The sequence below is a fragment of the Nostoc sp. FACHB-133 genome (genome assembly GCF_014698055.1).
Taxonomy (GTDB): Bacteria; Cyanobacteriota; Cyanobacteriia; order Cyanobacteriales; family Nostocaceae; genus Nostoc.
Genome location: NZ_JACJSH010000011.1, coordinates 167,650 through 191,150 on the forward strand (window position 1 = coordinate 167,650; position 23,501 = coordinate 191,150).

Here is a 23,501-nt window from a genome sequence, read left to right on the forward strand (position 1 = left end):
GCTTTTTAGAGACATATTTGTCATTATAAATTAGTTTACAGATTGCTACGACTAAAAATCAAGTTTGCGATCGCTCGAACTAATTTAGCTGGCTCTACAGGTTTGGTGATATGCTGCCCAAATCCGGCGGCGATTGCCTGTTGGTAATCAGCCTCACCAGCATAAGCTGTAAGAGCGATCGCTGGAATTGTCCCTCCTTGTTCTGCTGACATCGCTCTGATTTGGCGCATCAACATATAGCCGTCTATTTCGGGCATTCCAATGTCGCTTAACAGCAAATTTGGTTGGAACTGAGGCATAGTTTGTAATGCTTCCACAGCCGATGCTGCTTGATTTACCACCGCGCCAGATTGCTCCAAAATGAAAGCAATTAACTCTCGCGTATCACGCTCATCATCCACAAGCAGAACTTTTACCCCATTTAGATTGGGTAAATCATCAGGTTGTATACGAATCTGGTGGCTATCTGGGTGAATCTTAATCGTTGGTAGCATGACTGTAAAAGTTGCTCCCTGTTCTTCGCCTAAACTTTCTGCCTTAACTGTGCCTCCATGTAGCTCGACGATGTGACGAACAATAGCTAATCCTAATCCCAATCCCCCAAATTTTCTGGTAGTTGCACCATCAGCTTGTCGGAAGTAGTCAAATACGAATGGTAAAAAATCTCGGCTAATTCCCTTACCTGTATCACTGACTCGAAGTTGAACCTGAGAACCAACAGACTGTAAACTAATTTCTACCTCTCCACCTTGGGGTGTAAACTTAATCGCATTGGAAAGTAAATTCCAGATAACTTGCTGCAATCGACCAGAATCACCAGTTACTAAAAATTTTGCATCGCACCTTTGGGGTGCTGGGAGCGCAACTTGGATTTGGGATTGGAGATTATCAGATTGGTTGTCAAAATCGATAGATTCTAAATTTCTGTGAGAATTTTCTAATCCAAAATCTAAAATCGTAAATTGCAAATTGATAGATTTGGCTTGGGCGGCTAGACGTACAGTTTCTATTGCAGATGCGATCGCAGTTTCCAGATTTACAGGAGCAATATTCAGACTCAGTTTACCTTGTAAAATGCGAGAGACATCCAGTAAGTCTTCAATTAATTGGGTTTGAAGCTTGGCATTACGCTCAATGGTTTCGAGAGCGCGAGTGGTGGTTGCTTCATCATACTTTTTAGTTTGCAGTAACTTTGACCATCCCAAAATCGGGTTTAGCGGCGTGCGAAGTTCGTGGGAAAGAACCGCCAAAAATTCATCTTTAATCCGGTTCGCTTGGATCAATTCTTCTTTGCGTCGCTGTAATGAAGTCATTAACTCAGCGCGTTCTAGAGCAACCGCTATCTGATCGGAGGTTGCTTGCAGTAGCGCAATTTCCCCAGAGGTAAAGTGGGTACGGGTGCGACTGGCAAAGGAGAGGACACCAAGTAGCTTTCCCTGAGCAATTAACGGTTGACCGGCGTATGCTGTGATTTCCAAAGATTGGAGGATGTGGGCATTTGGATGAGTAGAGTTCAGCACATCATTGACGACAATTTGACGGTGTTCTTGCGCTATTAGTCCGCACATCCCTTGATTAAATTCCAGGTATTCAATTGCTTGAAATACTTCATCAGTGATACCATTCCAAGCTACTAACCGAAGTTTTTGCTGGTTTTCGTGCGTCTCAATTAGATAGTGGAAGTAAAAATGCAAATCCATTTGCGCCGAAAGTTTACTAAACAAACTGTTCATTAAATCCAACGGACGCTCGGTTGAAAGCAAATCACTGGTGGTTTCAGAGAGCAGTTTGAGTCTTTCACTGCGCTCTTGCAAAGCAAGTTCTGCAAGCTGGCGTTCACGAAGGATGCGTTCGCGTTCGGTGATGTCAACTGCAACCCCTCCCACTAGACGTTGCCCTGTCGCATTTGCAATGGGAAATTTATATACCAAAAATTCCCCTAGAGTCCCATCTGTGCGTGGAGCAGACTCGATGGTTTCAACAACCTGATTCGTCTGGGCAACTATTCTAATGTTATCAAGTAAGGGTTGAGCGATTTGGGCTGGATATAGGTCAAAAATGTTTTTATTAATCGCTTTTTTGGTTGCTACATCAAATATACTCAGGTAAGTTGGACTGAGGTAAAGTATACGCCCGTCTGCATTGGTAATCCATGCTGCGGCGGGAATATTGTCCATAAAAGCTTGAAATTGCTCTTGACTCTGACTCAACGCTTTTTTAGCTTGTTTGAGGTCACTAATATCAAGAATAAATGCAACTGATTTCTGCCCAGATTCTCCTAAAAGAGAGTAGCCAACCACAACTGGGACAATAGAACCATCTTTGCGAATACATTCCTTCTCATAAGGTGTACAGGTTCCCTTTACTGTTGCCTCGGCAATAGCCAGTTCATCTAAATATTGATACTCAGGAAGCGTAATATCACTCCATTTTAGTCTGCCTGCCTGGATATCTGCTTGGGTATAGCCAACAATTCTCAAGAACTCGTCGTTGGCTTCAGTGATACTACCATTCACATCACCAAAGATAATGCCAACTATATTTGCTTTGACAAAACTCCTGAGTCGTTCTTCACTTTCTTGGACTGCTTTCTCGGCTTGCTTGCGTAAGCGAAGCTCGTCGTAGACATCGCTAATATCTGTAGTGCTGCCAATAATGCGTACTGGTTTTCCATCAGCATCCCGTTGCACCACTATTCCTTGATCCAGTACATAGATGTACTGGTTATCTTGGTTGCGAATTCGATACTCAGCAGTGTAGCGATCGCTATTTGCCAAAGCGATCGCCGACTCCTCTTGTACGCGCTGCAAATCCTCTGGATGGACAAGTTTACGCCACCAATTACCTGTTGGTTCTGCAATATCGAGAGAATAGCCCAAAATCCGGGTTAACCCATCGGTTCTTTCAACAGTATCCTGTTCTACATTCCAGTCATAAATAAGACAATTGACTGCTGATGCTGCTAACTGAAAACGCTCGTTAGCTAACCTCAGACGTTCTTCCTTCTCCCGCAAGATTTGTTCGGCTTGTTTGCGTTCGCTCAAATCAACAACAAAGCCAATGACAGTTTCTTCGCTGTCTTCTACAAGCACAGAACCGAGCAAAACGGGAACTCTTGTGCCATCATTGCAGATATATTCCTTTTCAAAGGGTTTACATACTCCGGTCGTTCTTACTTCTTCCACTGAACGCTCACTCGATAGAAGATACTCAGGCGGGGTAATCTCACGCCACTTTATTTGGTTAGCCGCCAAATCTTCTCGCGTATAGCCGACCATTTTTAGAAAAGCATCATTGGCTTCCATAATGGAGCCGTTCTTTATATCAGTGACAATAACTCCAATGATGTTGGATTCTGCGAGTCTGCTAAACCGCATTTCGCTATTTTGCAACAATTTCAGGCTTGTCTCAGCCTTGCGTCTGGCAGTTCGCAACTCTGAAGAGAGGGCGGTAATTAAGAAGGATACTAGTGAGAATGTGGTTAATTGTACTAAAACGTTTAAGCTGAGAAAATCGAACGAGTAGACTGGCTCCAGCAAAAAATACAGCGCAGTTGTAACAGAGAATGCGATCGCTAATACTCCAAGTCTCATACCGCCGCACCAGGCGCTGACTGCCACAGCAGCATAAAATAATGTAAATACGCTCGGATCAAAAACTGGTAGCAATAGTTGCGTCAACATCAACGCCGCTATGACTGCCAGAATCATCACGCCATAAGTTAGTAACCAAGAGCGCATCATCAAAAATTTTTCGGATACTTTCAGCATCATCTTAAGAGTCCTCCCGTTGCTCCGCTTTCAGGAGATACTCGTTCAGTAGTCTTTTGCCTGGTTCGCCCATCTTTTGTAACATTTCTTCAATCAGCTTTAGTGCCATCTGTGAAGGCACTGTAGATCCGTTCTCCCAACGATTGACTGTTCGCAGGGAAACTCCCAACTTGGCTGCAAATTTTTCCTGAGAAAGATCCAGTTGCTGCCGAAGTTCACGGATTAAATCTGAAATTTTTAGTGGCTTTTTTAGTTCCATAATAGGAAGATTAGGACAAGTGTCTTGCCATCTGGCTCCAACTTGAGGAAGAATTTAAATAATCATTAGTTGTTATCAATTTCATCTTTTGGCGAAACACCAATATCATTTATTAATCTCAATTACTTGTTATTCACTGATTTAACTCCTCTGCCACAGTTCTGATGAATGTTCACTGTTGTAAGATTGTGCGACCTAAGAAGCTAACTATAAAATAAATATTAAATTTTATTGCTATGTAAATGCCAAAATAGTATAATCACCAATCAATTTGATGATTTTCAAGCATTAGGCATTCCTGCAAATTTATGGAACGTTAAATTGCTGTGCTTCATACACAACTTAGTTTTTTACATTATAAATATTCTCTTGAGCGCAATAAGAGAATAAAGAAACGAACCGCAGGGGGAAGACAGTTATAAAGGGTTTGTGCCTTAGTTCCGTGAAGTTTTGAAAAATTGGGATGCTCCCAACGTAATTACTGCTTGCTTATGCCAACAGGATAATTTCTCTAAACCTTCTTGTCAGTAGTGTTTGAGATGCCCTTAACCTGAGTCAGATACCAATGGCAAAACTATAAAGCTATAATGCACTTTTAATCAAATGTTTGCCTGAACTTTAACCGTTTTGATTAATCAACACTCCCAAAACCTCCTCGATACTCAACTGGAAAATGCACCAGGTGAAGGCTATATATTTAGCTGGTTTGATTGGTTTTGTCTTTGGTATCCTCCAGGCTGGCTAATTTTATTTAACCGCCATTGGCAGCACTATCATACCGATATAGACGGTTGGAATTGGCTAGAATATGGATTATTTTTAATTCCTGGCGGATTTTATCTAGCGATGCTGATTCGCTGGTTGCGTCTTGGTTTCCGTTCACCCCGAAAAGAACTTGGTGAATTTGATCCCAAATATCAACAAGCTTTTCGCAAAGAAGTTCTCGGCCCCATCGTCAAATACTATTTTCGGGGAGAATTAAAACAAGTCGAAAACTTGCCGCAAACAGGGCCATTGATTGTGGCAATGAATCACGCAGGGATGAGTTTCCCTTGGGATTTTTTGACTTTGGGTTATTTATTAAGTGAAGCTAGAGGATGGGTGGTACAACCCGTAGCAAGTCCAGCATTATTCGATCATCCTTGGGTTATTTGGTGGCTACCGCCTAAATGGTCGCAGGTTTTGGGTGGTGTGCGAGCCGAATTAGATGATTTTGAGGCAGCTATGGCCCAAGATAAAATCATCTTATATGCACCCGAAGGTATCCGTGGCCCTCTGAAAGGTTGGAAAAGACGCTATCAACTAGAAAAGTTTGATGTGAGTTTTGTTAAGTTCAGCGATCGCTATCATATTCCCATTCTCCCATTAGTTTGCATCGGGAGTGAGTTTTTACATCCTTGGGCTGTTAATTTCCAGAAATTGCAACGACTAGTCAAATTACCATTCTTACCTGTATCGCCTTTGATGTTTGCCTTAATTCTGTTTCCTTCAATGGGAATTTGGGCAATGAGAACTCGCTTGCGTTATTATATTCAGCCTTTGGAACCAGCAGAATTACACAATTCAAACAAAGGGCGGACAGTAGCTTATCAGCAAGCACAACAATTACGAGAAAAACTGCAATTTAAAATTAATTCAGAGACTATTGATCGAGTAAGCAAATCTTAAGTAGGGTGTGTTATGGCTTTAACCTAACGCACCGCGACATAACCCTACAAAAGCTTTATTATCAGTTATTGAAATAAATTTAATCCTATCAGTGGATTTAAGTCAATCTTTTAGAACCAATTTGCTTAATTATTAAATTGATTTTTCCATAATAAAATTTATCAGTTTTTGCCCTCTCCGTTCCACCTCTTGCTGTTTCACAACAATAAAATTCTGGCTTATAAAAAACGGTTTAGCTGTAATACTAGCTTCTGTAAATAATCTTTCAATTCCTAAAGCTTTTGCTTTGGATTCAAGCTGCTCTAGGATTTTTTTACCAATCCCTTTTCTTTGAAAATCTTTATGACAGTAAAAACGGTCAATATGTCCATTAGCCTCTAATTCCCCAAAACCGATAATTTTACCATTCTCCTCTGCTACATAAGTAAACTTACTTCCTAAACTTTTAATCCAAAGGTCAATATCCATATTTGCTGGTGCCCAAGCATCTACTTGTTCTTGTGTGTAATCATGAATATTCACTTCATGAATAGTGTCGTAGAACAATTTCATAATTTCTTCGGTATCAGCTATTTGGTATATTCTTAATCTCATTTTTTCAAAAATTAAATATAAGTCCTGTAAAAATATTATCAACCCTAGTCAGTCTTTTGCCCTTATACAGTAGCAGAAGTTACGCAAACAATATAGGTAGCAATAATATACTTTTGAATCTACGTGAATTGCCCCGAAGCGTGTGTAGTTTTGCGTAAGCCCTAATCACAATTCCTCAGATTAAATCTCGTATAAAAAATTTATAGTACAAATATACTATTTTGCTGCTAAAATGCCTTAAAAGTCAGCTAGCCTTACTTGAGGTAGTATGAAAAAAATCTTAGACACGGACAAAAAGCCCATTTTGCTGAAAGTCTCGCTGTTGCAGCCTACACCTGTAACTACTGCAATAGTGCCACTGCAACCCAAACAGGAAAAAATCATCAGTGAACGGGAGCGTTTGATAACACAAGTAGAGCGCATCAATCGGATGGCGGGAGAGTTGGAAGCCGCGATATTGGAGTTGAAAGCGATCGCTAACACACTGAATAGTCAAAAACGTTACCCACTCTTGAAGAAGGAGTTAGGTAAACAGATTTGTCAGTATTTCGCAATTAGTGTCCCTTGGGTGAAACGAAAACCTGACGAATCATTTATTTTGACAACGCGAAAAGTTGATTTATTCCGAGCCGAAAGGGAAGCCGCACTGCTAGCACAGCAACTTCGTCAGCAAACCAAAAAAAGATTAGCATCGCAGCGACACAGAAAAAACAACAATGGGGCGGAGACTGACACAAGACACTTTTGCAAAAAGGCATTAGTCAACAAATCTTAAAATTATCAACATTCAACGGCAGTTCATGCCTGGGTTGTAACAGTTATGCTGATTGAAGTGGCAGAAGGAACTTCTTCGTTAAAATTGCTAGATACTACACTGCCATTGCTAATCGCCACCAACTATGGTTGCAATTAGGCAAAACTGCCCTAATATTTGCACTTCCGTAAACCAGAGTGCAACATCAGGGACAATCAATCAGCGCACAGAAGAGGTAAAAGAAGGTGTTAAAGACACTTTTAGTAATTGCCGTTGGTTTTTTACCGTCCCTGATTTCTCTGTGGGCGATCCGCAAAACCCATGCGCGATCGCGCCTACGGATGAGGCAAGCAGCCATGAATTTTTCAGTAGTGCAGGGACAGCAAAACCTTAGACCGATTGAAAGCGATCGCTATTATTTAGAAGGGGTAGGTTATTTAATTGGCGACATCAGCTGTAAATTTAATGCCCGCTCTGGTTATATGCGTTGTGCTGTCAATCCCGACGGCCCATGTAACGGTTGCCGTCACTACGAACCCAAAGGATTAGCTGGTAGCGAAAAAGGGGTTTAAAAGTGCTTACTTAGGATTCAACTAAACTGATGGGGAATGATAAAATCATTACTAATTATAATAATTTGTATTTAGCAGCACTTTGAATATTTGTCTTTGCATGGTGAAATAAGAATGATTTAATAGAATTCGTGCAAAAGTATAAATCTGCGTCATTTGGTTTGCAGATTATCAAGATTACTATGAGCTTTTGCCGAATATCTAATAACTACATGATTATTTAACGATGAACAACGCGATCGCTCAGACAACAGCATTATTATCAACTTGCGCTTTGCTACTAACAGGCTGTGGTGGTGGCGGTAGCTCTGTGACAAAAACTCCAAATAGTACTCCAAATAACACTACAACTAACACCGCCCAGACAACGACTACATCGGGGGCGATTCCCATCGGTATTGCCTTAGCACAAACCAGCAACGTAGCATTACTCGGTCAAGAGGGATTTGTAGGAGCCAGAATTGCCGAGAAGTATTTCAATAGTAAAGGTGGTATTAATGGCACTCCGATTAAATTAATAGCCCAAGATACTAGCGGTGATGAAGCTGGAGCAATTAACGCTTTTCAAACTTTAATTAACAAGGATAAAGTTGTCGGTATCGTTGGCCCTACTTTGTCACAACAAGCTTTTAGTGCTGACCCCATTGCCGAACGTGCTAAAGTTCCAGTTATTGGAGCATCAAATACCGCAAACGGAATTCCCGAAATTGGTGATTATGTAGCTCGTGTATCTGCCCCTGTCTCTATAGTTGCCCCTAATTCCGTGAAAGCTGCACTCAAGCAGAATCCTCAAATTAAAAAAGTGGCAGTTTTTTACGCCCAAAATGACGCATTTAATAAATCAGAAACAGAGATTTTTCAAAAAGCAGTTAAAGAACAAGGTCTAGAATTAGTAACAGTTCAAAAGTTCCAAACTACTGATACAGACTTTCAAGCCCAAGCTACCAATGCAATTAACTTAAAACCAGATTTAGTAATTATTTCGGGGCTAGCTGCTGATGGTGGTAACTTAGTGCGGCAACTGCGAGAGTTGGGTTATAAAGGCATAATTATTGGTGGTAATGGTCTGAATACACCCAATGTTTTATCTGTGTGTAAAGCCCTTTGCGATGGTGTGCTGATTGCTCAAGCTTACAGTCCTGAATATCCTGGTGAGATTAATAAGGTATTTCGCCAAACCTATATTGAGCAATACAAGAAAGAACCAGCCCAATTTACCGGTCAATCTTTTGCGGCTGTGCAGGTGTATGTTGAAGCTCTGAAAGAGTTGGATAAAAAAACCAAAATCAGCACATTACCTCTTGATAAACTGCGGACAGAATTGAACAAGCAAATACTAGCTGGAAAGTATGATACTCCTTTAGGTGAGATTGCTTTTACACCAGTAGGTGATGTGATTCAAAAAGAATTTTACGTTGCCCAAATTAAGATGGATAAAGATGGAAATACTGGAAAATTTGTATTTATAAAATAGTTGCAACATGGATATCACTCTATTTCTGCAACAATTTTTGAACGGATTATCTATTGGTAGTATCTATGCAATTTTTGCATTGGGATATACCTTAGTTTATTCAATTTTGGGCATCATTAATTTAGCTCATGGCGCGATTTTTACCTTGGGTGCATATTTCACTTATGCACTCATGGGTGGTAACTTTGGATTTAATGGCTTGTTAGCTAATGCAGCCTTGCCAATAAAATTGCCATTTGCTATAGCCTTAATTTTAGGAAGTACCTTAGCGGGATTGATCGGAGTAGTAATGGAACGGGTTGCTTTTCAACCTTTGCGCCGTCAAGGATCTGATCCCTTATTAACTGTTGTTTCCAGCTTGGGGGTAGCAGTAGTAATTGTGAACTTAATCCAGTATTTGGTAGGCGCAGAAAGTTACACATACCCCGCCGATACTTATGGGAATTTACCACCTTCGATTAATTTTGGTACTCCAGAAAAGGAAATTCCTATTCGCACCGTTCAGATAATAATTTTTGCTGTATCCGTTGCGATTGTGGCAATTATTACCTATTTTATCAATCGGACTAAGTATGGTAAAGCAATGCAGGCGATCGCAGAAGATCCGACTACAGCTAGTTTATTAGGGATTAATAGCGATCGCTTTATCATCCTCACATTCTTCATCAGCAGTTTCTTAGCAGGATTAGCAGGAACCTTAGTCGCCTCTAGTGTTAGTATTGCTGGCCCATATTTCGGTATCGCTTTTGGGTTGCGGGGTTTAGCGGTAATTGTCTTAGGTGGTTTAGGTAGTATTCCCGGCGCAGTTTTAGGAGGATTACTCATTGGATTAGTTGAAGCTTTTGTGCCGGCAGAATATTCCGGTTACAAAGAAGCTGTAGCCTACGGAATATTATTTATCATGTTGTTAGTTAGACCCCAAGGCTTGCTAGGTCGTCGGTTTATTCAAAAAGTTTAAAGAGACGTAGCCCGATGAAAACATACACCAAACACAAATTAACTTTCGATCAATTTTTAGAAGAGTGTCCAGAAGAAGGTTTATATGAACTTGTGGATGGAGAAATTGTAGAAGTGCGTGCAACTAGAAATCATGATGATGTTGCCAATTTTATGTTGTTTGGTTTAAATGATGAAATTAGACGACTAAACCTCAATTATATAGTTAATAACACAGCAGTTTTTAGAACTGTAACTGCCAATGGAATCGAACAAGGACGCAAGCCTGATGTAAGTATCATAGATAAAGATGTATGGCGCTCAAATCGTTCTACTTATTCTGCACTTGAAGAACCCATCCAGCTAGCTATCGAAGTAACATCAACTAATTGGGAAGATGACTACATTGATAAATTAGATGAATATCAACGGTTAGGTATTACAGAATATTGGATTGTAGATTATTTAGCAATTGGTTCTAGAGAGGATTTGGGAAATCCCAAAGTTCCAACTGTGTTTGTTTTTTTATTAGATGCTGAGGGCAAATATCAACGCACATATTTTAGAGGTTCCGAACGAATTGTGTCACGAAGTTTTCCCGAACTGGCGTTAACAGCAGAGCAAATATTAACAGCTTAATCAAAATATTTTACAATGGCTGAATTTTTCTCTACTTATGAATCACCAATAGTCTACATGGTATTGGAGGCTTTATTAGGATTATCGCTTTATTTACCACTAATGGCTGGACAATTATCTTTGGCTAGTCCTGGATTTTATGCTTTAGGTGGATATATTGCAGCAATTTTATCTACAAAAGTTTTTCCATCCAGTAATAATTTATTTCCCATTCCATTACTTTTATTAGAAATGTTGATTGCTGGTTTCATCTCCGGTATATTAGCTGTAATAGTAGGAATTCCAGCATTAAGGTTACGGGGAATTTATTTAGCGATCGCAACTATTGCTTTTGTAGAAGTTTTACGAGTTGTATCCTTAAATTTAGATATTACAGGCGGTGCTGTCGGAATTTTTGGTATTCCTCAACCTTTCCAAAGCCAAATTGAATATTTGTGGATTGCTGTACCATTCCTGTTAGTTAGTATGGTATTATTTTACCGTTTAGAACGTATTCGTACAGGTAGGGCATTCATTGCTATCCGCGAAGATGAATTAGCTGCCAGTGCAATGGGAATTAACCCCACTTACTATAAAGTTTTAGCCTTCACTCTCGGAGCAATTCTTGCCGGAATGGTAGGTGTCATCAGCGCTCATTTTCTCAATACCTGGAATGCTCGACAAGGTACTTTTGATGCCAGCATTACCTATTTAACAATTGTGCTAATCGGTGGTTCTAGAACTTTTTTAGGTTCGGTAGTTGGTGCAATTGTATTAAAAGTTTTATTAGAAATTGTTTTACGAAGAATCGCCGATATACCAGGATTACCCAATTGGTTAGCCCAGTTTTTAAGAGATGGTAGATTAATTATCTATGGTATATTAATAGTCTTAGGAACTATGTTTTTCCCTCAAGGATTTGTAACTCCAGATATTTTGAAAAAGTGTAAAAAGCAGTTGAGAAAGCTAATTTTTAGAACATCAAAATAGACAAGTTAATAAATAGAAGACAGATAATATTATGAAGGATAAATATGATTATATTGTAATTGGTGCAGGTTCGGCTGGTTGTGTCGTTGCAAATCGGTTGACAGAAGATGCCGAAACGACTGTATTGTTGCTAGAGGCAGGCAATCCGCCTAACTTGCCAGAACACGAAATTCCTCTAGCCTGGACAAAACTTTGGGGTACAGAGGCGGACTGGGCATATTTTACAGAAGAAGAACCGTATCTCAATAACCGGAAAATTTATTGTCCGCGCGGAAAAGTCTTAGGTGGCACTAGTGCGATCAATGCCATGATCTATATTCGAGGCAGTCGGCTTGATTATGACCATTGGGAGAAATTAGGCAATGTTGGTTGGAGTTATGAAGATGTGTTGCCCTATTTCCAGAAATCTGAAAATCAGCAACGAGGAGCATCTAAATTTCACGGAGTTGATGGATTGCTGAGTGTGACAGATCCTTTAGCTCCTAGCGTTATGTCACAAAAATTTCTGGAAGCCGCTATTGGACTTGGCTATGAGCGCAATCCTGATTTTAATGGCGCACAACAGCACGGAGCCGGATTTTATCAGTTGACAATTAAAGATGGTAAGCGCCACAGCACGGCGACGGCGTTTCTACTACCCATTTTGCAGCGTCCCAACTTAACCGTCACAACTGGCGCGTTAGTTACTAGGTTATTGTTTGAGGGAACGCAGACTGTAGGCGTAGAATATATTTATCAGGGAACAATACACCAAGTTCGGGTAGAACAGGAAGTGATTCTAAGTGCTGGTGCGATCGATTCGCCCAAGCTGTTGATGCTCTCTGGGATTGGCAATGCAGAACATCTACAGAATTTCGATATTCCTGTAGTCGTTAATTTATCTGGTGTTGGTCAGAACCTCCAAGATCATATTCTAGTCGGCGTAGCACACGAAGCAACTCAGGATTTGCAACCCGATTTAACGAGCAATGTTGCAGAAGTTGGATTGTTTCTGCATACTGAAGGTCGTTTAGATGCTGTGCCCGATTTACAGTTTTTCTCTGGCCCTGTTTTATGGACACATCCTGCTTATGCACGTTCTGCGCCAGGATTCACGGCTACAGTTTGTGTGACTAATCCCGAAAGTCGTGGTAGTGTCAGTCTGAGTTCTGCTTTTTCCAAAGATCCAGCTATAATTCGGATGAATTATCTCCAAAGTGAATCTGATTTGCAAAAGCTGCTGGCAGGGGTCAAAATTATTCGGCAGATATTCCACTCAAGTGTATTTGATGAGTTGCGAGGAGAGGAAGCAGCCCCCGGCGCTGATAATAAGAGTGATGAAACACTCCTAGCTTACATCCGGGAAACCTGTGACAGTGTATACCACCCAGTGGGCACTTGTAAAATGGGAATTGACGCTGATTCAGTAGTAAACCCCGAACTACGAGTTCATGGTGTTGTGGGTTTGCGTGTAGTTGATGCATCAATTATGCCAACTATTACTACGGGAAACACAAATGCACCCACAATTATGATTGGTGAAAAAGCAGCCGATTTGATTAAAGCCGCAGCATAATGACAAATAACATTGTTTTAGAAGCCAAATCACTAACTCGCCGTTTTGGGGGTTTAGTGGCGGTAAATAATGTATCTTTTACAGTTAATCAACATGAGATTTTTGGATTGATTGGCCCTAACGGTGCTGGAAAAACAACGCTGTTTAATTTGATTACAGCTTTTATTCCCCTTTCTAGTGGAGAGTTGCGTTATCAAGGTGCTAATATTTCCCAACTACGTCCCCATCAAATTGCAGGTTTAGGTATTGCTCGGACTTTTCAAAATATTCGCTTATTTGGTGAATTGTCAGCGCTAGAAAATGTAATAATTGCCCGACATTTAGATAATAAAAGTAATCTATTAACAGGAGTTTTGGGATTACCACCAGCGCGTCGAGAAGAGAAAAAAAGCAGGCGAAAAGCTTTACAATTATTAGAGATGGTGGGATTGAGCGATCGCGCTGACGAAAAAGCCAAAAACTTCGCCTACGGCGATCAGCGTCGCTTAGAAATTGCCCGCGCTTTAGCCTTAGAACCGCAAATCTTACTCCTCGACGAACCTGCGGCGGGGATGAACCCCAATGAAAAGCAGCAACTGAGTGAATTTATCCGCAGTCTGCGAGAACAGTTTAATTTGACAATTGTCCTGATTGAACATCATGTACCCTTGGTTATGGGTTTGTGCGATCGCATTGCCGTGTTAGATTTTGGGCAGTTGATTGCTTTGGGTGAACCATCTATAGTTAGAAACGATCCGGCTGTAATCGAAGCTTATTTGGGTAATGAATGATAACTAACTTGAGAATTACAAAATCTGTTGCAATTCCTCAATAGTATTTGCAGTCACAACATTTCGTAAAATTGTCTTCAAACGCTCCAAATCCTGAATCTGGTTAATCTGTGGCATTAATTGTAAACCGCGATCGCTAAATTTCAACTCTAAATTAATTTCAATCGCAGAAAGTATTCCTCGTAGTTCCCCGCTTGCTTTCCCGCGTTCTTCTCCACGTGCTTCCCCGCGTGCTTCCCCTTCGCGTAAAATTTCTTGATACCAAGGTGACTCACGTAATACAGACATATCCCACCTCATGATTTCTTGAACGAGCGTATTCTCTAAAACAAACGTAGCAAAAAAAGCTAGAACTGTTTCCAGTTGGTTTAGTTGTTCATCAGCACGGAGGATTTGCAATGCTTCTCTAATAATAGATTCATTTTCACCACCTTTGAGAATGGGTACAAATGGCAGTAAAGATGGTAAGGGTTGTTGAAAAGCAATATTAACATCAATTTCCCACAGGTTAATTACCCGATAATCTTGTATTGCCCGTAATCCTGCAATATTTGATGTAAAGTTTGTGGGTATTTCGTTGTTACTAGTTTTAAGAATATTGATGAGAACGGGGTATGTTGGTAAGTTATATTTTTCTTCCGCAAGTGCAGCATAAGTACGCATCCGACGTGGCATGTTGGATTGATAGCGTAATTGCAATTCGTTGAGAAGCAAAAAGTCTCCATATTGGGGACTACTAACACGGATTAAAACATCACTTTCTCGGCTAATCCACTGAAATTCACTATTTAGAATTTCCCCAGCAACAATATCAGGAATCTGCGTTACCCATCTCACCCAGTTATTCGGTGCGAGGCTGATTAATTTTTTGGTACTGACATCAGCAGGCTTCGTCATTAAGGTATAGATGCACTCAGTAAATGAGATTTATGGTAACTTGAAATTTAGCATTACACTTAAAAAATGCTTATCAAAGCGCATTAGTGAAATTTAAGCAGATAAAATTTTTATAAAATCTTCCAAAGAATTTACTGCGATACCTCCGGTAAGCTCCGCTAACGCGCTATCCATTAAAATTTCTAATTGTTCTACATTTTTGCCCTCAAGCCTTACTTCTACCTCATGGGGAATTTCGCCAAAGCGTTGTTCCAATACTCGGATTAACTGCCGTCGCGCACCCTCTTGAATACCTCTTTGTTCAATCTCGTGATACCAAGGTGACTCACGTAATACAGACATATCCCACCTCATCATTTGTTGCACTAAAGGCGTTTCTAAAACAAAGCTAGCAAAAAATGCCAGCAATGATTCTAATTGGTTCAACTGTGCATCTGCTCGTAGTGCCTTTAATGCGCGTTGCATAACTGATACCTCTGCTCCTCCTCGCAGAATTGGCACAAAGGGTAACAACGATGGTAGTGGTTGCTGAAACACTATTTCAGCATCGATTTCCCACAAATTAATCACGCGATAATCTTGGATAGCACGTAATCCCAAAAATTCCTGTTCGTAGCTATTGACAATAGTTAAGGTGGATGGAGGCGGCAAAATATTGATCAGTACTGGATAAGTTGGCAATCGGTAGCGTTCTTGTGCTAGGGCTGCATAGGCTCTCATCCGTAGAGGAATCTGTCTTGTGTAACGTAGTTGTAGTTCATTTAATACTAAAAAATCTCCGTGAGTAGGACTGTATGCCTTCATCAACACATCTGTTTCACGGCTAATCCACTGAAATTCAGAACCGAGAATTTCTTTCGCCACGACTTCAGGACGCTGTGTCACCCACTGTAACCATGCATCAGGAGCTAAATTAATTAGTCGTTTGCTACCAATATCTACTGCTTTTGCCACAGGACGCTTGATATCTTTATCAGTAATTAATAGTACATCATAAAGATTGCAGTATTCTGGCATTGGTTTTTAGGGTCAAACAAAAGGATTTTTAACCCACGGAGGTGAGTTTTGTCTGTGTAGCTAAGACTTCTAGTCGCCAGGGCTTTTCTGCATCGCACTGTTTTAATAAATGTATGATTAATGTATGTTAGGTTTTGAATCAACATTTCTGTAAACCGCCGATGAAAGCCGATAGTAAACCAAATTATACAATTTTAGAAGTTCAAGAACTTGATGTAAATTATGGTGGTATCCAAGCTCTAAAAAAGATTAATTTGATTATTCAAAAGGGCGAGGTAGTTACTCTCATTGGTGCTAATGGTGCTGGTAAAACTACCACACTCCGCGCCATATCTAAAGTAGTTAATCCTAAGAGTGGCGTAATTTTATATAATGGACATAATATTACCCGCCGCCAAACTCACGAAGTTGTACAACTTGGTATCGCTCATTGTCCTGAAGGACGTAGAGTATTAGCGCGACAAACAGTATTTGATAATTTACTTTTGGGTGCTTATATTCGCTCCAATCAAGCTGAGATAAAAGCAGATATTCAGCGTCAATTTGAGCTATTTCCACGTTTGTCACAAAGACGCAATCAACTAGCAGGAACCCTCAGTGGTGGTGAACAACAAATGTTAGCGATCGCACGGGCTGTCATGAGTAAACCACAACTCTTACTTTTAGACGAGCCTAGCTTAGGTTTAGCACCTGCGATCGTCCGGGAAATCTTCTCGATTATTGAAAATCTCCGTGCTACAGGCGTGACTATTTTGTTAGTTGAACAAAACGCTAACTTGGCATTACAAATTGCCGATCGCGGTTATGTTTTAGAAGCGGGTTCTATCACCTTAACAGGTGTAGCATCAGAATTAATTAGTGATGAGCGAGTCAAAAAAGCTTATTTAGGGTAAATATTATATTGATGTTTGCATTATTTAAGGGTTCAACATTTCAAGATTTTCTTAACACAGTCCGTTCGCGCCCTGGCTTTTATCTTGGCAGGAAGTCTTTAACCGCGCTACAGGCTTTGCTACTAGGTTATAAACAAGCAGTTATTGAACACAATATTCCTGAAGTAGAGCAACTCAATTGCGAGCTAGAAGATAAGTTTGATGAGTGGTTACGCAAAAATTATCACATGGGTAATGCTATAAATTGGTATTTATTCATCATCGATCAAACTGAATCTGAGGTAGTAGCATTCAATAGATTATTTGAACTTTGGGATGAGTTTCGCAAATAAATTATTTAACAGTTACAGTAATAGAATTGATTAGTGACAAGCGGGTTAAAAATATTATTTAGGGTATGATAATAGTAGAGTAACAATCCAATAAATTTATTATGAACTGGATTAGTGTCGATGAAATAAAACGTGACTTATTAGGCTACCTTCAACGCGTTGAAGCTGGGGAAACTCTTGTAGTTATACGTGGTGGAAAGCCAATTGCTGAAATTAAACCGACGGTAAAAGCACCTGATCTATCTAGACCATTCGGACTCTGTGCAGGAGAGTTTATTGTACCCGATGATTTTGATGAACCACTGCCAGAGAATATTATAAGTGAGTTTGAGGGTAAATGAAACTCCTACTAGATACCCATATTTTCCTCTGGTTTATTAGTAGCGATCGCCGTTTATCAAATACGTTTATAGAGATTATTCGTAATACGGATAATGATGTATATCTAAGTATAATTTCTATTTGGGAAGCAACCGTTAAGTATCAATTAGGCAAATTACCTTTACCTCAATCACCTGAGATTTATCTGCCGATACAGCGTGAGCGGCATTTGATTACTAGTCTTCCTTTAACAGAGGATAGTGTTGTACAACTTAGCAAGCTTCCTAATATCCATCGCGATCCGTTTGACCGAATGCTAATTTGTCAAGCTTTGCAGCATGACCTTACTATTGTGACTGTCGATGATGCAATTCGTGCTTACCCAGTTAAAATTTTAAACGATACATGATTGTTGTATGTAAAAAATTAGGAAGTACAAGCAGATGGTAAAACCACCCACTAAACCCCTAACTTTAGAAGATTTTTTGAAACTACCAGAAACAAAACCTAGCTCAGAATACATCAATGGTCAAATTATTCAAAAGCCAATGCCTCAAGGAAAACATAGCAAATTACAGGGTACGTTAGTCACAGGTATAAATGAAGTAAGTGAAAGTCGAAAAGTTGCCCTTGCTTTCCCAGAATTGAGGTGTACTTACCCTGCGGGAAGCCGCTCTTCGAGCGTCTACGGCGGACGTTCGATTGTTCCTGATGTTGCTGTGTTTGCTTGGGAACGGATTCCTATAGATGAATATGGGGATGTGGCGAATGTTTTTCACACATATCCAGACTGGACAATTGAGATTCTTTCGCCCGATCAAAGTCAGACTAAAGTAACTGGAAATATTCTACATTGTTTAAAACATGGTAGTCGTTTAGGTTGCTTAATTGATCCAGATGAGCATTCAGTTTTAGTTTATCCACCAAAGCAGCAACCAGAACTTTTACAAGAAGAACAAGAAATATTACCAGTTCCCGATTTAGTGAACGATTTTAAATTAACTGTAGCGCAACTATTTGGATGGTTGAAGTTATAAACAACTGGATAGATTAATATCTAACTTTTGGGAATACTAAAGGTAGTAATTTACTGAAGTTAGAGCAAGATAATGGATTTCGTGAATTTAATAAAAACGGGTAATAGTTGGAAATTTGCTACTGAGGCTGATTTAGAAGATTTTGTCTGGGCGAATTTAAAGGAACTTTTCGGATTAATTCCGCTAAAGCGACAATATTATGTTAATGGTCAAATTTGCGATATTTTAGCATTGAATGAGAACAAACAGTTAGTAGTGCTGGAATTGAAAAACGGTGAAGACAGATATATTGTTCAGCAACTAACTAGATATTATGAAGCTTTACTTGAGAATAAACCCTTCCAGGAAGAGGTTGATTATGGACAACCCATTTGGTTGATAGCAATTAAGCCTAATTTCCATCGAGATAATTTTACAGATAGAAAGTACAGTCATCTGTCTATTCAATTTCTCCAATTTCAAATATTGGTGGCAAATCAAAACTTTTATTTAGAACTAAAAGACTTAGATAATGGCAAATTGTCAAAAGTAGAAATTAATTATCAAGAAAGAGATGTTAATGAAGATATACCTGCTCCTCCTAGAGCAATTATTAACCGACTATCTAAATGTGACAATTCTAGTGAAAATGAGCGAGAGGCTGTACTCAGAATTCGTAAAAAAATTCTTGGCTTTGACAAACGCATTCAAGAAATTGTTAAACCTAATTCTATTGAATATGGTAAAGGAAAAAATAAGCTCTGTGCTGAGTTTTACTTTGGTAGCACTTTTTATGGTTTTCAAGGTAGACCTAACCTATTTCTAAGATTACCTGAACCAGACCCACATTATAGACAAACCACTCTCAGAATGCATATTTGTAGTGATAAAGATTTGACTACTTTTTCTAGAATAATTCACTACCCTAGAGCCTTTATCAGTAATAAAAATAGAGTGAGTAATTTATATGAATACCCGTCTTTTATAGAAACAATAAAAAGATGTGTAGAGGGTGAATCACTAAATGAGCGACCACGCATCTGTTATGAAAAATATGAAAAACTTATTCTGAGTGGAACTAACTCTCTAGAGATTTTAGTTGATATTGCTTTAGACACTTGGCTAAAAAGGCTTTAAGAAAAGCTACATTGACAGCACTTATAATCTTTCCTAATCATTAGCATTATTAAATATTATTACGATTTTTGTCCTATATTAATATTTGCAGCCCTCCTTGCAGATATCTATATATTTGTTTAGCGGCGAATTCTATTCACCGGAATCATTAAACCTATGAGTCAAATAGTCTGGATAGCAAGACACGCTAACCGCCTCGATTTCGTAAACCCCGATTGGTTTATCACCGCCGAACGACGCTACGATCCACCTTTGTCTGATGATGGTATGGTGCAGGCACAGCAGTTAGCTAGACGATTGAAAAAAGAAAATATTGGTCATATTTTCGCTTCTCCTTTCCTCCGAACCGTACAAACGGCAAATGCAGTTGCAGAATTGCTCAACTTGCCAATTAAATTGGAAACAGGTTTGAGTGAATGGCTAAATCCAGCTTGGATGACAGAAGAACCCGAAAGACTTTCAGCTCCAGCATTAGCAAAATTATTCCCCAGAATTGACACCAGCTATACCTCGCGCATCGCCGCCAAATATCCTGAAACTCACGAAAAAGTGCGAGAACGTTCTGGGCAAACTGCCAGATGTTTAGCTACTGAGTTCTTCCCAGAGGATATCCTGTTAGTGGCACACGGTGCATCTGTGTTGGGGGGAGCAATGGGGCTAGTGGGGGAAATTGCCAAAACAGAAGTCAAGGCTTCTTTATGTTCATTGGTAAAAGTGGTACGCGAAGATCCAGAATGGTTATTAGAACTAACGGGAGATACTTCCCATTTAACCCACATAGAGGAAGTGATTCGATTTGCTTAAACTTCTGATAGATATTTGTGTTCATAGCTTCTGGTAGGTTGGGTATATCCCACAAATAAAGTAATTAATTCACCAATAACTTTTATGACTTTATTACTAGCAGGAGATATCGGCGGTACGAAAACTATTCTGCGATTGGTTGAAACATCAGATTCACCCAGTTTACATACTATTTATCAGGAAAGTTACCACAGTGCTGATTTTCCCGATTTAGTACCCATAGTGCAGCAGTTTTTGATCAAAGCTAATACACCAATACCAGAAAAGGCTTGTTTTGCGATCGCAGGGCCCATTGTCAAAAATACTGCCAAACTTACCAATTTAGCCTGGTTCCTAGATACCGAACGGTTAGAAGAAGAATTGGGTATCCCACATATTTCTTTGATTAACGACTTCGCCGCCGTTGGCTATGGCATTTCAGGTTTACAAAAACAAGACTTGCTGACATTGCAAGTTGGCAAATCTCAACCCGAAGCCCCGATTGGAATTATTGGTGCTGGTACTGGCTTAGGGCAAGGATTTTTAATTAAGCAGGGAAACCACTATCAAGTTTTTCCCTCAGAAGGTGGACACGCTGACTTTGCCCCTCGAAACGAGATCGAGTTTCAATTGTTGAAATACCTGCTGGATAAACATGATATCCAACGCATTTCTGTGGAACGGGTAGTTTCTGGAATGGGAATTGTGGCGATTTATCAATTTTTGCGCGATCGCAAATTTGCCGCCGAATCACCAGATATCGCCAAAATCGTCAGAACTTGGGAACAAGAAGCCGGACAAGAAGAGAAAAGTGTCGATCCTGGTGCTGCTATTGGTACAGCCGCACTAGAAAAACGCGATCGCCTTTCCGAACAAACTTTGCAATTATTTATAGAAGCTTATGGTGCAGAAGCCGGCAATCTCGCCCTGAAACTCTTACCTTATGGTGGCTTATACATCGCTGGTGGGATTGCGCCTAAAATTCTCCCCTTAATTCAAAATAGCGGTTTCTTATTAAACTTCACTCAAAAAGGCAGGATGCGCTCCCTCCTTGAAGAGATCCCCGTGTATGTTATCCTCAACCCACAAGTGGGGCTAATAGGTGCTGCTTTATGTGCTGCTAGGTTATAACAGCTAGCATCATCAGTGAGATTAGCATCTCAAAAGGTAAAACTTATGACAGTTAAAAGTCTGTTGCCATTAATCGCCGCCACCTTTATCTGTGGTGGTTCTATTCTCGTGGAAGCGCGTCAACCTAAACCTCCGGCGGTTGTTGTCAAACCAACCGTCCCTAAAACCGTGCAGCCACAATGGAAGGTATACACCGCTCCCGATGGTCGCTTTACTATTTTGATGCCGGGAAGACCCAACAGAAATACCGAATTCCAAAAAACTTATATGGGGGAAATTACCTTAGAAATATTTGCTGCACAACCGCCAAAACAGGAAGTAGCATACATAGTTGTTTACAATGATTTTCCTTATAGTTATGGTAAAATCACTGACCCACAAGCTGTACTGAATAATGCACGAGATATGGCTTTAAAGACTACGAAAAGCAATTTAATTAGTCAAAGAAATATTCGTAGTTATAATAATCATCCTGGCAAAGAAATTGAGTACATCAATTCTGGAGGAAAAATCACTAAAAGTAGAATGTATGTTGCCGAAGGAAGATTATATCAAGTAATGGCAATAACTACAAAAAAACAGCAGAAGACGTTAGCTAAAACTATTACTGGGTATTTAAATTCCTTCAATTTAGTTTTGAAAAAGTGAAATAACTAAACTTATACCATGTTGGCCTTGGAATCAATTGTGTGGTTAATATAGCGCTTTTTCTTTGTATGCAATACACTTTGACCTCACTTCTATTCCTCTTTCCTAAAAAGCTTGGTGTAAACAAGTAGAATTTACCCCCCTTAATCCCCCCGATACATTGGGGGAAAACAAGAGAATCTCGTTCCCTCCCCTTTATAAGGGGAGGGTTAGGGTGGGGTAAAACTGATACTAAAACCTCGTTTTCTTACAGATTCCGCGATATACCACAAACCTGATAAAAAATTTTAGATTGTCGCTAACAATATTTTTCCATTAACTCCAAACTTCTAACTCCTAAAATCTGCTCTATTTTAATTATTTAATTTTTTTAGCTCATTTTATACAACTTATACGCCACTCAACCGCTTACTCAAACATGATTTCTAACGCTAAAATGTCATGATAAAAAATTGTTAGCAAAATTACACACAACCAAGTGAAATAAATGGCTGATATTAGTGATCGTGCCGTAACCTCTGGTTCTTTTAGCACCCTAGTTGATGCAATCAAGGCTGCCAATCTCATAGATACTCTCAAAGGGGTTGACTCATTTATCGCCTCTGCATCTACAGATAAAGCATTCGCAAAGCTTCCAGCCGGTACTATAGAGACATTGCTTGAAAATATTAATAAGATCCAGGAACTCCTGACGTATCACGTGGTTTCTGGTAAGGTGATGCCCATAAAGTCGGTTGAAAGTTCAAGTTTTAAAATTGACCCTTTCAATGCAGATGATAATTCACAAGCTCAAAATCCGATGCTGCTGATGATAACAGTGTCATCCACATCATTGTTAATTCCTCGGTAAATAAATATATAAGCGTTGCTGATTAGATATATGAATCTTGGTGTAGAGACGTTGCATTGCAACGTCTCTACAAGGGTTTTGAAATCACACAAAATCATTTTCATATCTGAATTCAGCAACGCCACTTTCTAAATACAAAATATATATTTGGATGATATCTATGTAATGCAACTATGGTTTGAAACCAAGCAAATGATTAGCAAGTAGCTCTATAAAATCTACTTAAGCATTACAGATAAGCGTTTGAATTTAGGTATTGCCAAAAGGTTGAAATGTATAAGATAAGTGTATAACGTTTGAGTTTGACACAAAAATTTAAAAAGGTGAGATCATACTCTGGGATTTTGTATAACTTTAGAGGAGTAAAATGCTCACATCATAACAAAAGCGATAAAATTGTAGATATTAATAAAACTTAAAGTTAATGATTTAAGGAGCAGCTTTTTGTCCTATGGTCAAGCGATCGCTCCAAGCATCACTCATCGGTATTGAACAGGCTAAAAGAGCATTTGCTCT

The 23,501-nt window shown here is 39.6% G+C and carries 23 protein-coding genes and 1 pseudogene; 19 read left to right on the top strand and 5 right to left on the bottom strand.

Annotated elements, in window-relative coordinates; genetic code table 11:
* Window positions 1–35: 35 nt before the first annotated feature.
* Together H6G86_RS12045 and relB are read right to left on the bottom strand one after the other, a co-directional pair.
* Window positions 36–3,773, bottom strand: a complete 3,738-nt coding sequence (locus H6G86_RS12045; protein WP_190934501.1) for a PAS domain S-box protein — start codon at window positions 3,771–3,773, stop codon at window positions 36–38.
* Window position 3,774: 1 nt separating this feature from the next.
* Window positions 3,775–4,029, bottom strand: coding sequence for a type II toxin-antitoxin system RelB family anti-toxin transcriptional regulator (gene relB / locus H6G86_RS12050; protein ID WP_114082362.1), 255 nt, complete (start codon window positions 4,027–4,029; stop codon window positions 3,775–3,777).
* Window positions 4,030–4,656: 627 nt separating this feature from the next.
* Between relB and H6G86_RS12055 the strand changes: the two genes are divergently transcribed.
* Complete coding sequence (locus tag H6G86_RS12055; protein ID WP_190934503.1) at window positions 4,657–5,697, top strand: 1-acyl-sn-glycerol-3-phosphate acyltransferase; 1,041 nt, start codon at window positions 4,657–4,659, stop codon at window positions 5,695–5,697.
* Window positions 5,698–5,829: 132 nt separating this feature from the next.
* Here the strand turns inward: H6G86_RS12055 and H6G86_RS12060 are convergent, their stop codons facing one another.
* Window positions 5,830–6,291 (bottom strand): GNAT family N-acetyltransferase, encoded by a 462-nt coding sequence (locus H6G86_RS12060; protein WP_190934504.1) that lies wholly within the window; start codon window positions 6,289–6,291, stop codon window positions 5,830–5,832.
* Between the two features lie 268 nt (window positions 6,292–6,559).
* Here H6G86_RS12060 and H6G86_RS12065 point away from each other — a divergent pair, with 268 nt between their 5' ends.
* The 8 genes from H6G86_RS12065 (at window position 6,560) to H6G86_RS12100 (ending at window position 13,960) form a co-directional block, all read left to right on the top strand.
* On the top strand, window positions 6,560–7,066 hold the full coding sequence (locus tag H6G86_RS12065; protein WP_190934506.1) for a hypothetical protein: 507 nt from the start codon (window positions 6,560–6,562) through the stop codon (window positions 7,064–7,066).
* Window positions 7,067–7,290: 224 nt separating this feature from the next.
* Window positions 7,291–7,617 (top strand): DUF6464 family protein, encoded by a 327-nt coding sequence (locus H6G86_RS12070; protein WP_190934507.1) that lies wholly within the window; start codon window positions 7,291–7,293, stop codon window positions 7,615–7,617.
* 226 nt (window positions 7,618–7,843) lie between these two features.
* Window positions 7,844–9,091 carry an ABC transporter substrate-binding protein gene (locus tag H6G86_RS12075; RefSeq protein ID WP_190934508.1) on the top strand — a complete coding sequence of 416 codons (1,248 nt, stop codon included), beginning with the start codon at window positions 7,844–7,846 and terminating at the stop codon, window positions 9,089–9,091.
* 7 nt (window positions 9,092–9,098) lie between these two features.
* The gene (locus H6G86_RS12080; RefSeq protein ID WP_163927698.1) at window positions 9,099–10,049 is read left to right on the top strand and encodes a branched-chain amino acid ABC transporter permease; all 951 of its coding nucleotides are present in this window, start codon (window positions 9,099–9,101) and stop codon (window positions 10,047–10,049) included.
* A 14-nt stretch (window positions 10,050–10,063) separates the two neighbouring features.
* On the top strand, window positions 10,064–10,666 hold the full coding sequence (locus tag H6G86_RS12085; protein WP_190934509.1) for a Uma2 family endonuclease: 603 nt from the start codon (window positions 10,064–10,066) through the stop codon (window positions 10,664–10,666).
* Window positions 10,667–10,681: 15 nt separating this feature from the next.
* Window positions 10,682–11,635 carry a branched-chain amino acid ABC transporter permease gene (locus H6G86_RS12090; protein WP_190934511.1) on the top strand — a complete coding sequence of 318 codons (954 nt, stop codon included), beginning with the start codon at window positions 10,682–10,684 and terminating at the stop codon, window positions 11,633–11,635.
* A gap of 31 nt (window positions 11,636–11,666) precedes the next feature.
* Window positions 11,667–13,190, top strand: coding sequence for a GMC family oxidoreductase (locus H6G86_RS12095; RefSeq protein ID WP_190934512.1), 1,524 nt, complete (start codon window positions 11,667–11,669; stop codon window positions 13,188–13,190).
* Window positions 13,190–13,960: an ABC transporter ATP-binding protein gene (locus H6G86_RS12100; RefSeq protein ID WP_163927702.1), complete on the top strand. Its 771-nt coding sequence runs from the start codon at window positions 13,190–13,192 to the stop codon at window positions 13,958–13,960. Before H6G86_RS12095 ends, H6G86_RS12100 begins: the two co-directional genes overlap by 1 nt.
* A 15-nt stretch (window positions 13,961–13,975) precedes the next feature.
* Here H6G86_RS12100 and H6G86_RS12105 read toward each other — a convergent pair whose 3' ends face one another.
* Both H6G86_RS12105 and H6G86_RS12110 read right to left on the bottom strand, forming a co-directional pair.
* Entirely contained in the window at window positions 13,976–14,857 is an 882-nt protein-coding gene (locus H6G86_RS12105) for an RpnC/YadD family protein (protein ID WP_190934514.1), read from the bottom strand.
* A gap of 93 nt (window positions 14,858–14,950) precedes the next feature.
* Window positions 14,951–15,811, bottom strand: coding sequence for a DUF4351 domain-containing protein (locus H6G86_RS12110; RefSeq protein WP_190934550.1), 861 nt, complete (start codon window positions 15,809–15,811; stop codon window positions 14,951–14,953).
* Between the two features lie 224 nt (window positions 15,812–16,035).
* On the opposite strand from H6G86_RS12110, the gene H6G86_RS12115 reads away from it, so the two are divergent.
* From H6G86_RS12115 to H6G86_RS12160, 10 genes and pseudogenes are all read left to right on the top strand, one after another.
* Entirely contained in the window at window positions 16,036–16,767 is a 732-nt protein-coding gene (locus H6G86_RS12115; protein ID WP_190934516.1) for an ABC transporter ATP-binding protein, read from the top strand.
* A gap of 11 nt (window positions 16,768–16,778) precedes the next feature.
* Window positions 16,779–17,099, top strand: a complete 321-nt coding sequence (locus H6G86_RS12120; protein WP_190934518.1) for a hypothetical protein — start codon at window positions 16,779–16,781, stop codon at window positions 17,097–17,099.
* A 101-nt stretch (window positions 17,100–17,200) separates the two neighbouring features.
* Window positions 17,201–17,440 carry a type II toxin-antitoxin system Phd/YefM family antitoxin gene (locus H6G86_RS12125; protein WP_190934519.1) on the top strand — a complete coding sequence of 80 codons (240 nt, stop codon included), beginning with the start codon at window positions 17,201–17,203 and terminating at the stop codon, window positions 17,438–17,440.
* Window positions 17,437–17,829, top strand: a complete 393-nt coding sequence (locus tag H6G86_RS12130) for a type II toxin-antitoxin system VapC family toxin (protein WP_190934521.1) — start codon at window positions 17,437–17,439, stop codon at window positions 17,827–17,829. Before H6G86_RS12125 ends, H6G86_RS12130 begins: the two co-directional genes overlap by 4 nt.
* A gap of 34 nt (window positions 17,830–17,863) precedes the next feature.
* Window positions 17,864–18,457: a Uma2 family endonuclease gene (locus H6G86_RS12135; protein WP_190934523.1), complete on the top strand. Its 594-nt coding sequence runs from the start codon at window positions 17,864–17,866 to the stop codon at window positions 18,455–18,457.
* Window positions 18,458–18,538: 81 nt separating this feature from the next.
* Window positions 18,539–19,573, top strand: a complete 1,035-nt coding sequence (locus H6G86_RS12140) for an endonuclease NucS domain-containing protein (protein ID WP_190934525.1) — start codon at window positions 18,539–18,541, stop codon at window positions 19,571–19,573.
* Window positions 19,574–19,729: 156 nt separating this feature from the next.
* Window positions 19,730–20,377 carry a histidine phosphatase family protein gene (locus tag H6G86_RS12145; RefSeq protein WP_190934526.1) on the top strand — a complete coding sequence of 216 codons (648 nt, stop codon included), beginning with the start codon at window positions 19,730–19,732 and terminating at the stop codon, window positions 20,375–20,377.
* Window positions 20,378–20,461: 84 nt separating this feature from the next.
* Window positions 20,462–21,487, top strand: coding sequence for a glucokinase (locus tag H6G86_RS12150; RefSeq protein ID WP_190934528.1), 1,026 nt, complete (start codon window positions 20,462–20,464; stop codon window positions 21,485–21,487).
* A 45-nt stretch (window positions 21,488–21,532) separates the two neighbouring features.
* A complete protein-coding gene (locus H6G86_RS12155) occupies window positions 21,533–22,135 on the top strand; it encodes a hypothetical protein (protein WP_190934530.1) in 603 nt (200 codons plus the stop codon).
* Between the two features lie 487 nt (window positions 22,136–22,622).
* Window positions 22,623–23,011 (top strand): annotated as a pseudogene (locus H6G86_RS12160) (fasciclin domain-containing protein).
* The last annotated feature ends 490 nt before the right edge of the window (window positions 23,012–23,501 follow it).

Excerpts from the sequence above, each read along its gene's own strand:
- H6G86_RS12045 (WP_190934501.1), bottom strand. The coding sequence starts at position 3,773 with ATGATGCTGAAAGTATCCGAAAAATTTTTGATGATGCGCTCTTGGTTA.
- H6G86_RS12155 (WP_190934530.1), top strand. The coding sequence starts at position 21,533 with ATGACAGTTAAAAGTCTGTTGCCATTAATCGCCGCCACCTTTATCTGT.
- H6G86_RS12080 (WP_163927698.1), top strand. The coding sequence starts at position 9,099 with ATGGATATCACTCTATTTCTGCAACAATTTTTGAACGGATTATCTATT.
- H6G86_RS12060 (WP_190934504.1), bottom strand. The coding sequence starts at position 6,291 with ATGAGATTAAGAATATACCAAATAGCTGATACCGAAGAAATTATGAAA.
- H6G86_RS12085 (WP_190934509.1), top strand. The coding sequence starts at position 10,064 with ATGAAAACATACACCAAACACAAATTAACTTTCGATCAATTTTTAGAA.
- H6G86_RS12125 (WP_190934519.1), top strand. The coding sequence starts at position 17,201 with ATGAACTGGATTAGTGTCGATGAAATAAAACGTGACTTATTAGGCTAC.
- H6G86_RS12145 (WP_190934526.1), top strand. The coding sequence starts at position 19,730 with ATGAGTCAAATAGTCTGGATAGCAAGACACGCTAACCGCCTCGATTTC.
- H6G86_RS12105 (WP_190934514.1), bottom strand. The coding sequence starts at position 14,857 with ATGACGAAGCCTGCTGATGTCAGTACCAAAAAATTAATCAGCCTCGCA.
- H6G86_RS12075 (WP_190934508.1), top strand. The coding sequence starts at position 7,844 with ATGAACAACGCGATCGCTCAGACAACAGCATTATTATCAACTTGCGCT.
- H6G86_RS12130 (WP_190934521.1), top strand. The coding sequence starts at position 17,437 with ATGAAACTCCTACTAGATACCCATATTTTCCTCTGGTTTATTAGTAGC.
- H6G86_RS12115 (WP_190934516.1), top strand. The coding sequence starts at position 16,036 with ATGAAAGCCGATAGTAAACCAAATTATACAATTTTAGAAGTTCAAGAA.
- relB (WP_114082362.1), bottom strand. The coding sequence starts at position 4,029 with ATGGAACTAAAAAAGCCACTAAAAATTTCAGATTTAATCCGTGAACTT.
- H6G86_RS12095 (WP_190934512.1), top strand. The coding sequence starts at position 11,667 with ATGAAGGATAAATATGATTATATTGTAATTGGTGCAGGTTCGGCTGGT.
- H6G86_RS12065 (WP_190934506.1), top strand. The coding sequence starts at position 6,560 with ATGAAAAAAATCTTAGACACGGACAAAAAGCCCATTTTGCTGAAAGTC.
- H6G86_RS12100 (WP_163927702.1), top strand. The coding sequence starts at position 13,190 with ATGACAAATAACATTGTTTTAGAAGCCAAATCACTAACTCGCCGTTTT.
- H6G86_RS12120 (WP_190934518.1), top strand. The coding sequence starts at position 16,779 with ATGTTTGCATTATTTAAGGGTTCAACATTTCAAGATTTTCTTAACACA.
- H6G86_RS12135 (WP_190934523.1), top strand. The coding sequence starts at position 17,864 with ATGGTAAAACCACCCACTAAACCCCTAACTTTAGAAGATTTTTTGAAA.
- H6G86_RS12090 (WP_190934511.1), top strand. The coding sequence starts at position 10,682 with ATGGCTGAATTTTTCTCTACTTATGAATCACCAATAGTCTACATGGTA.
- H6G86_RS12150 (WP_190934528.1), top strand. The coding sequence starts at position 20,462 with ATGACTTTATTACTAGCAGGAGATATCGGCGGTACGAAAACTATTCTG.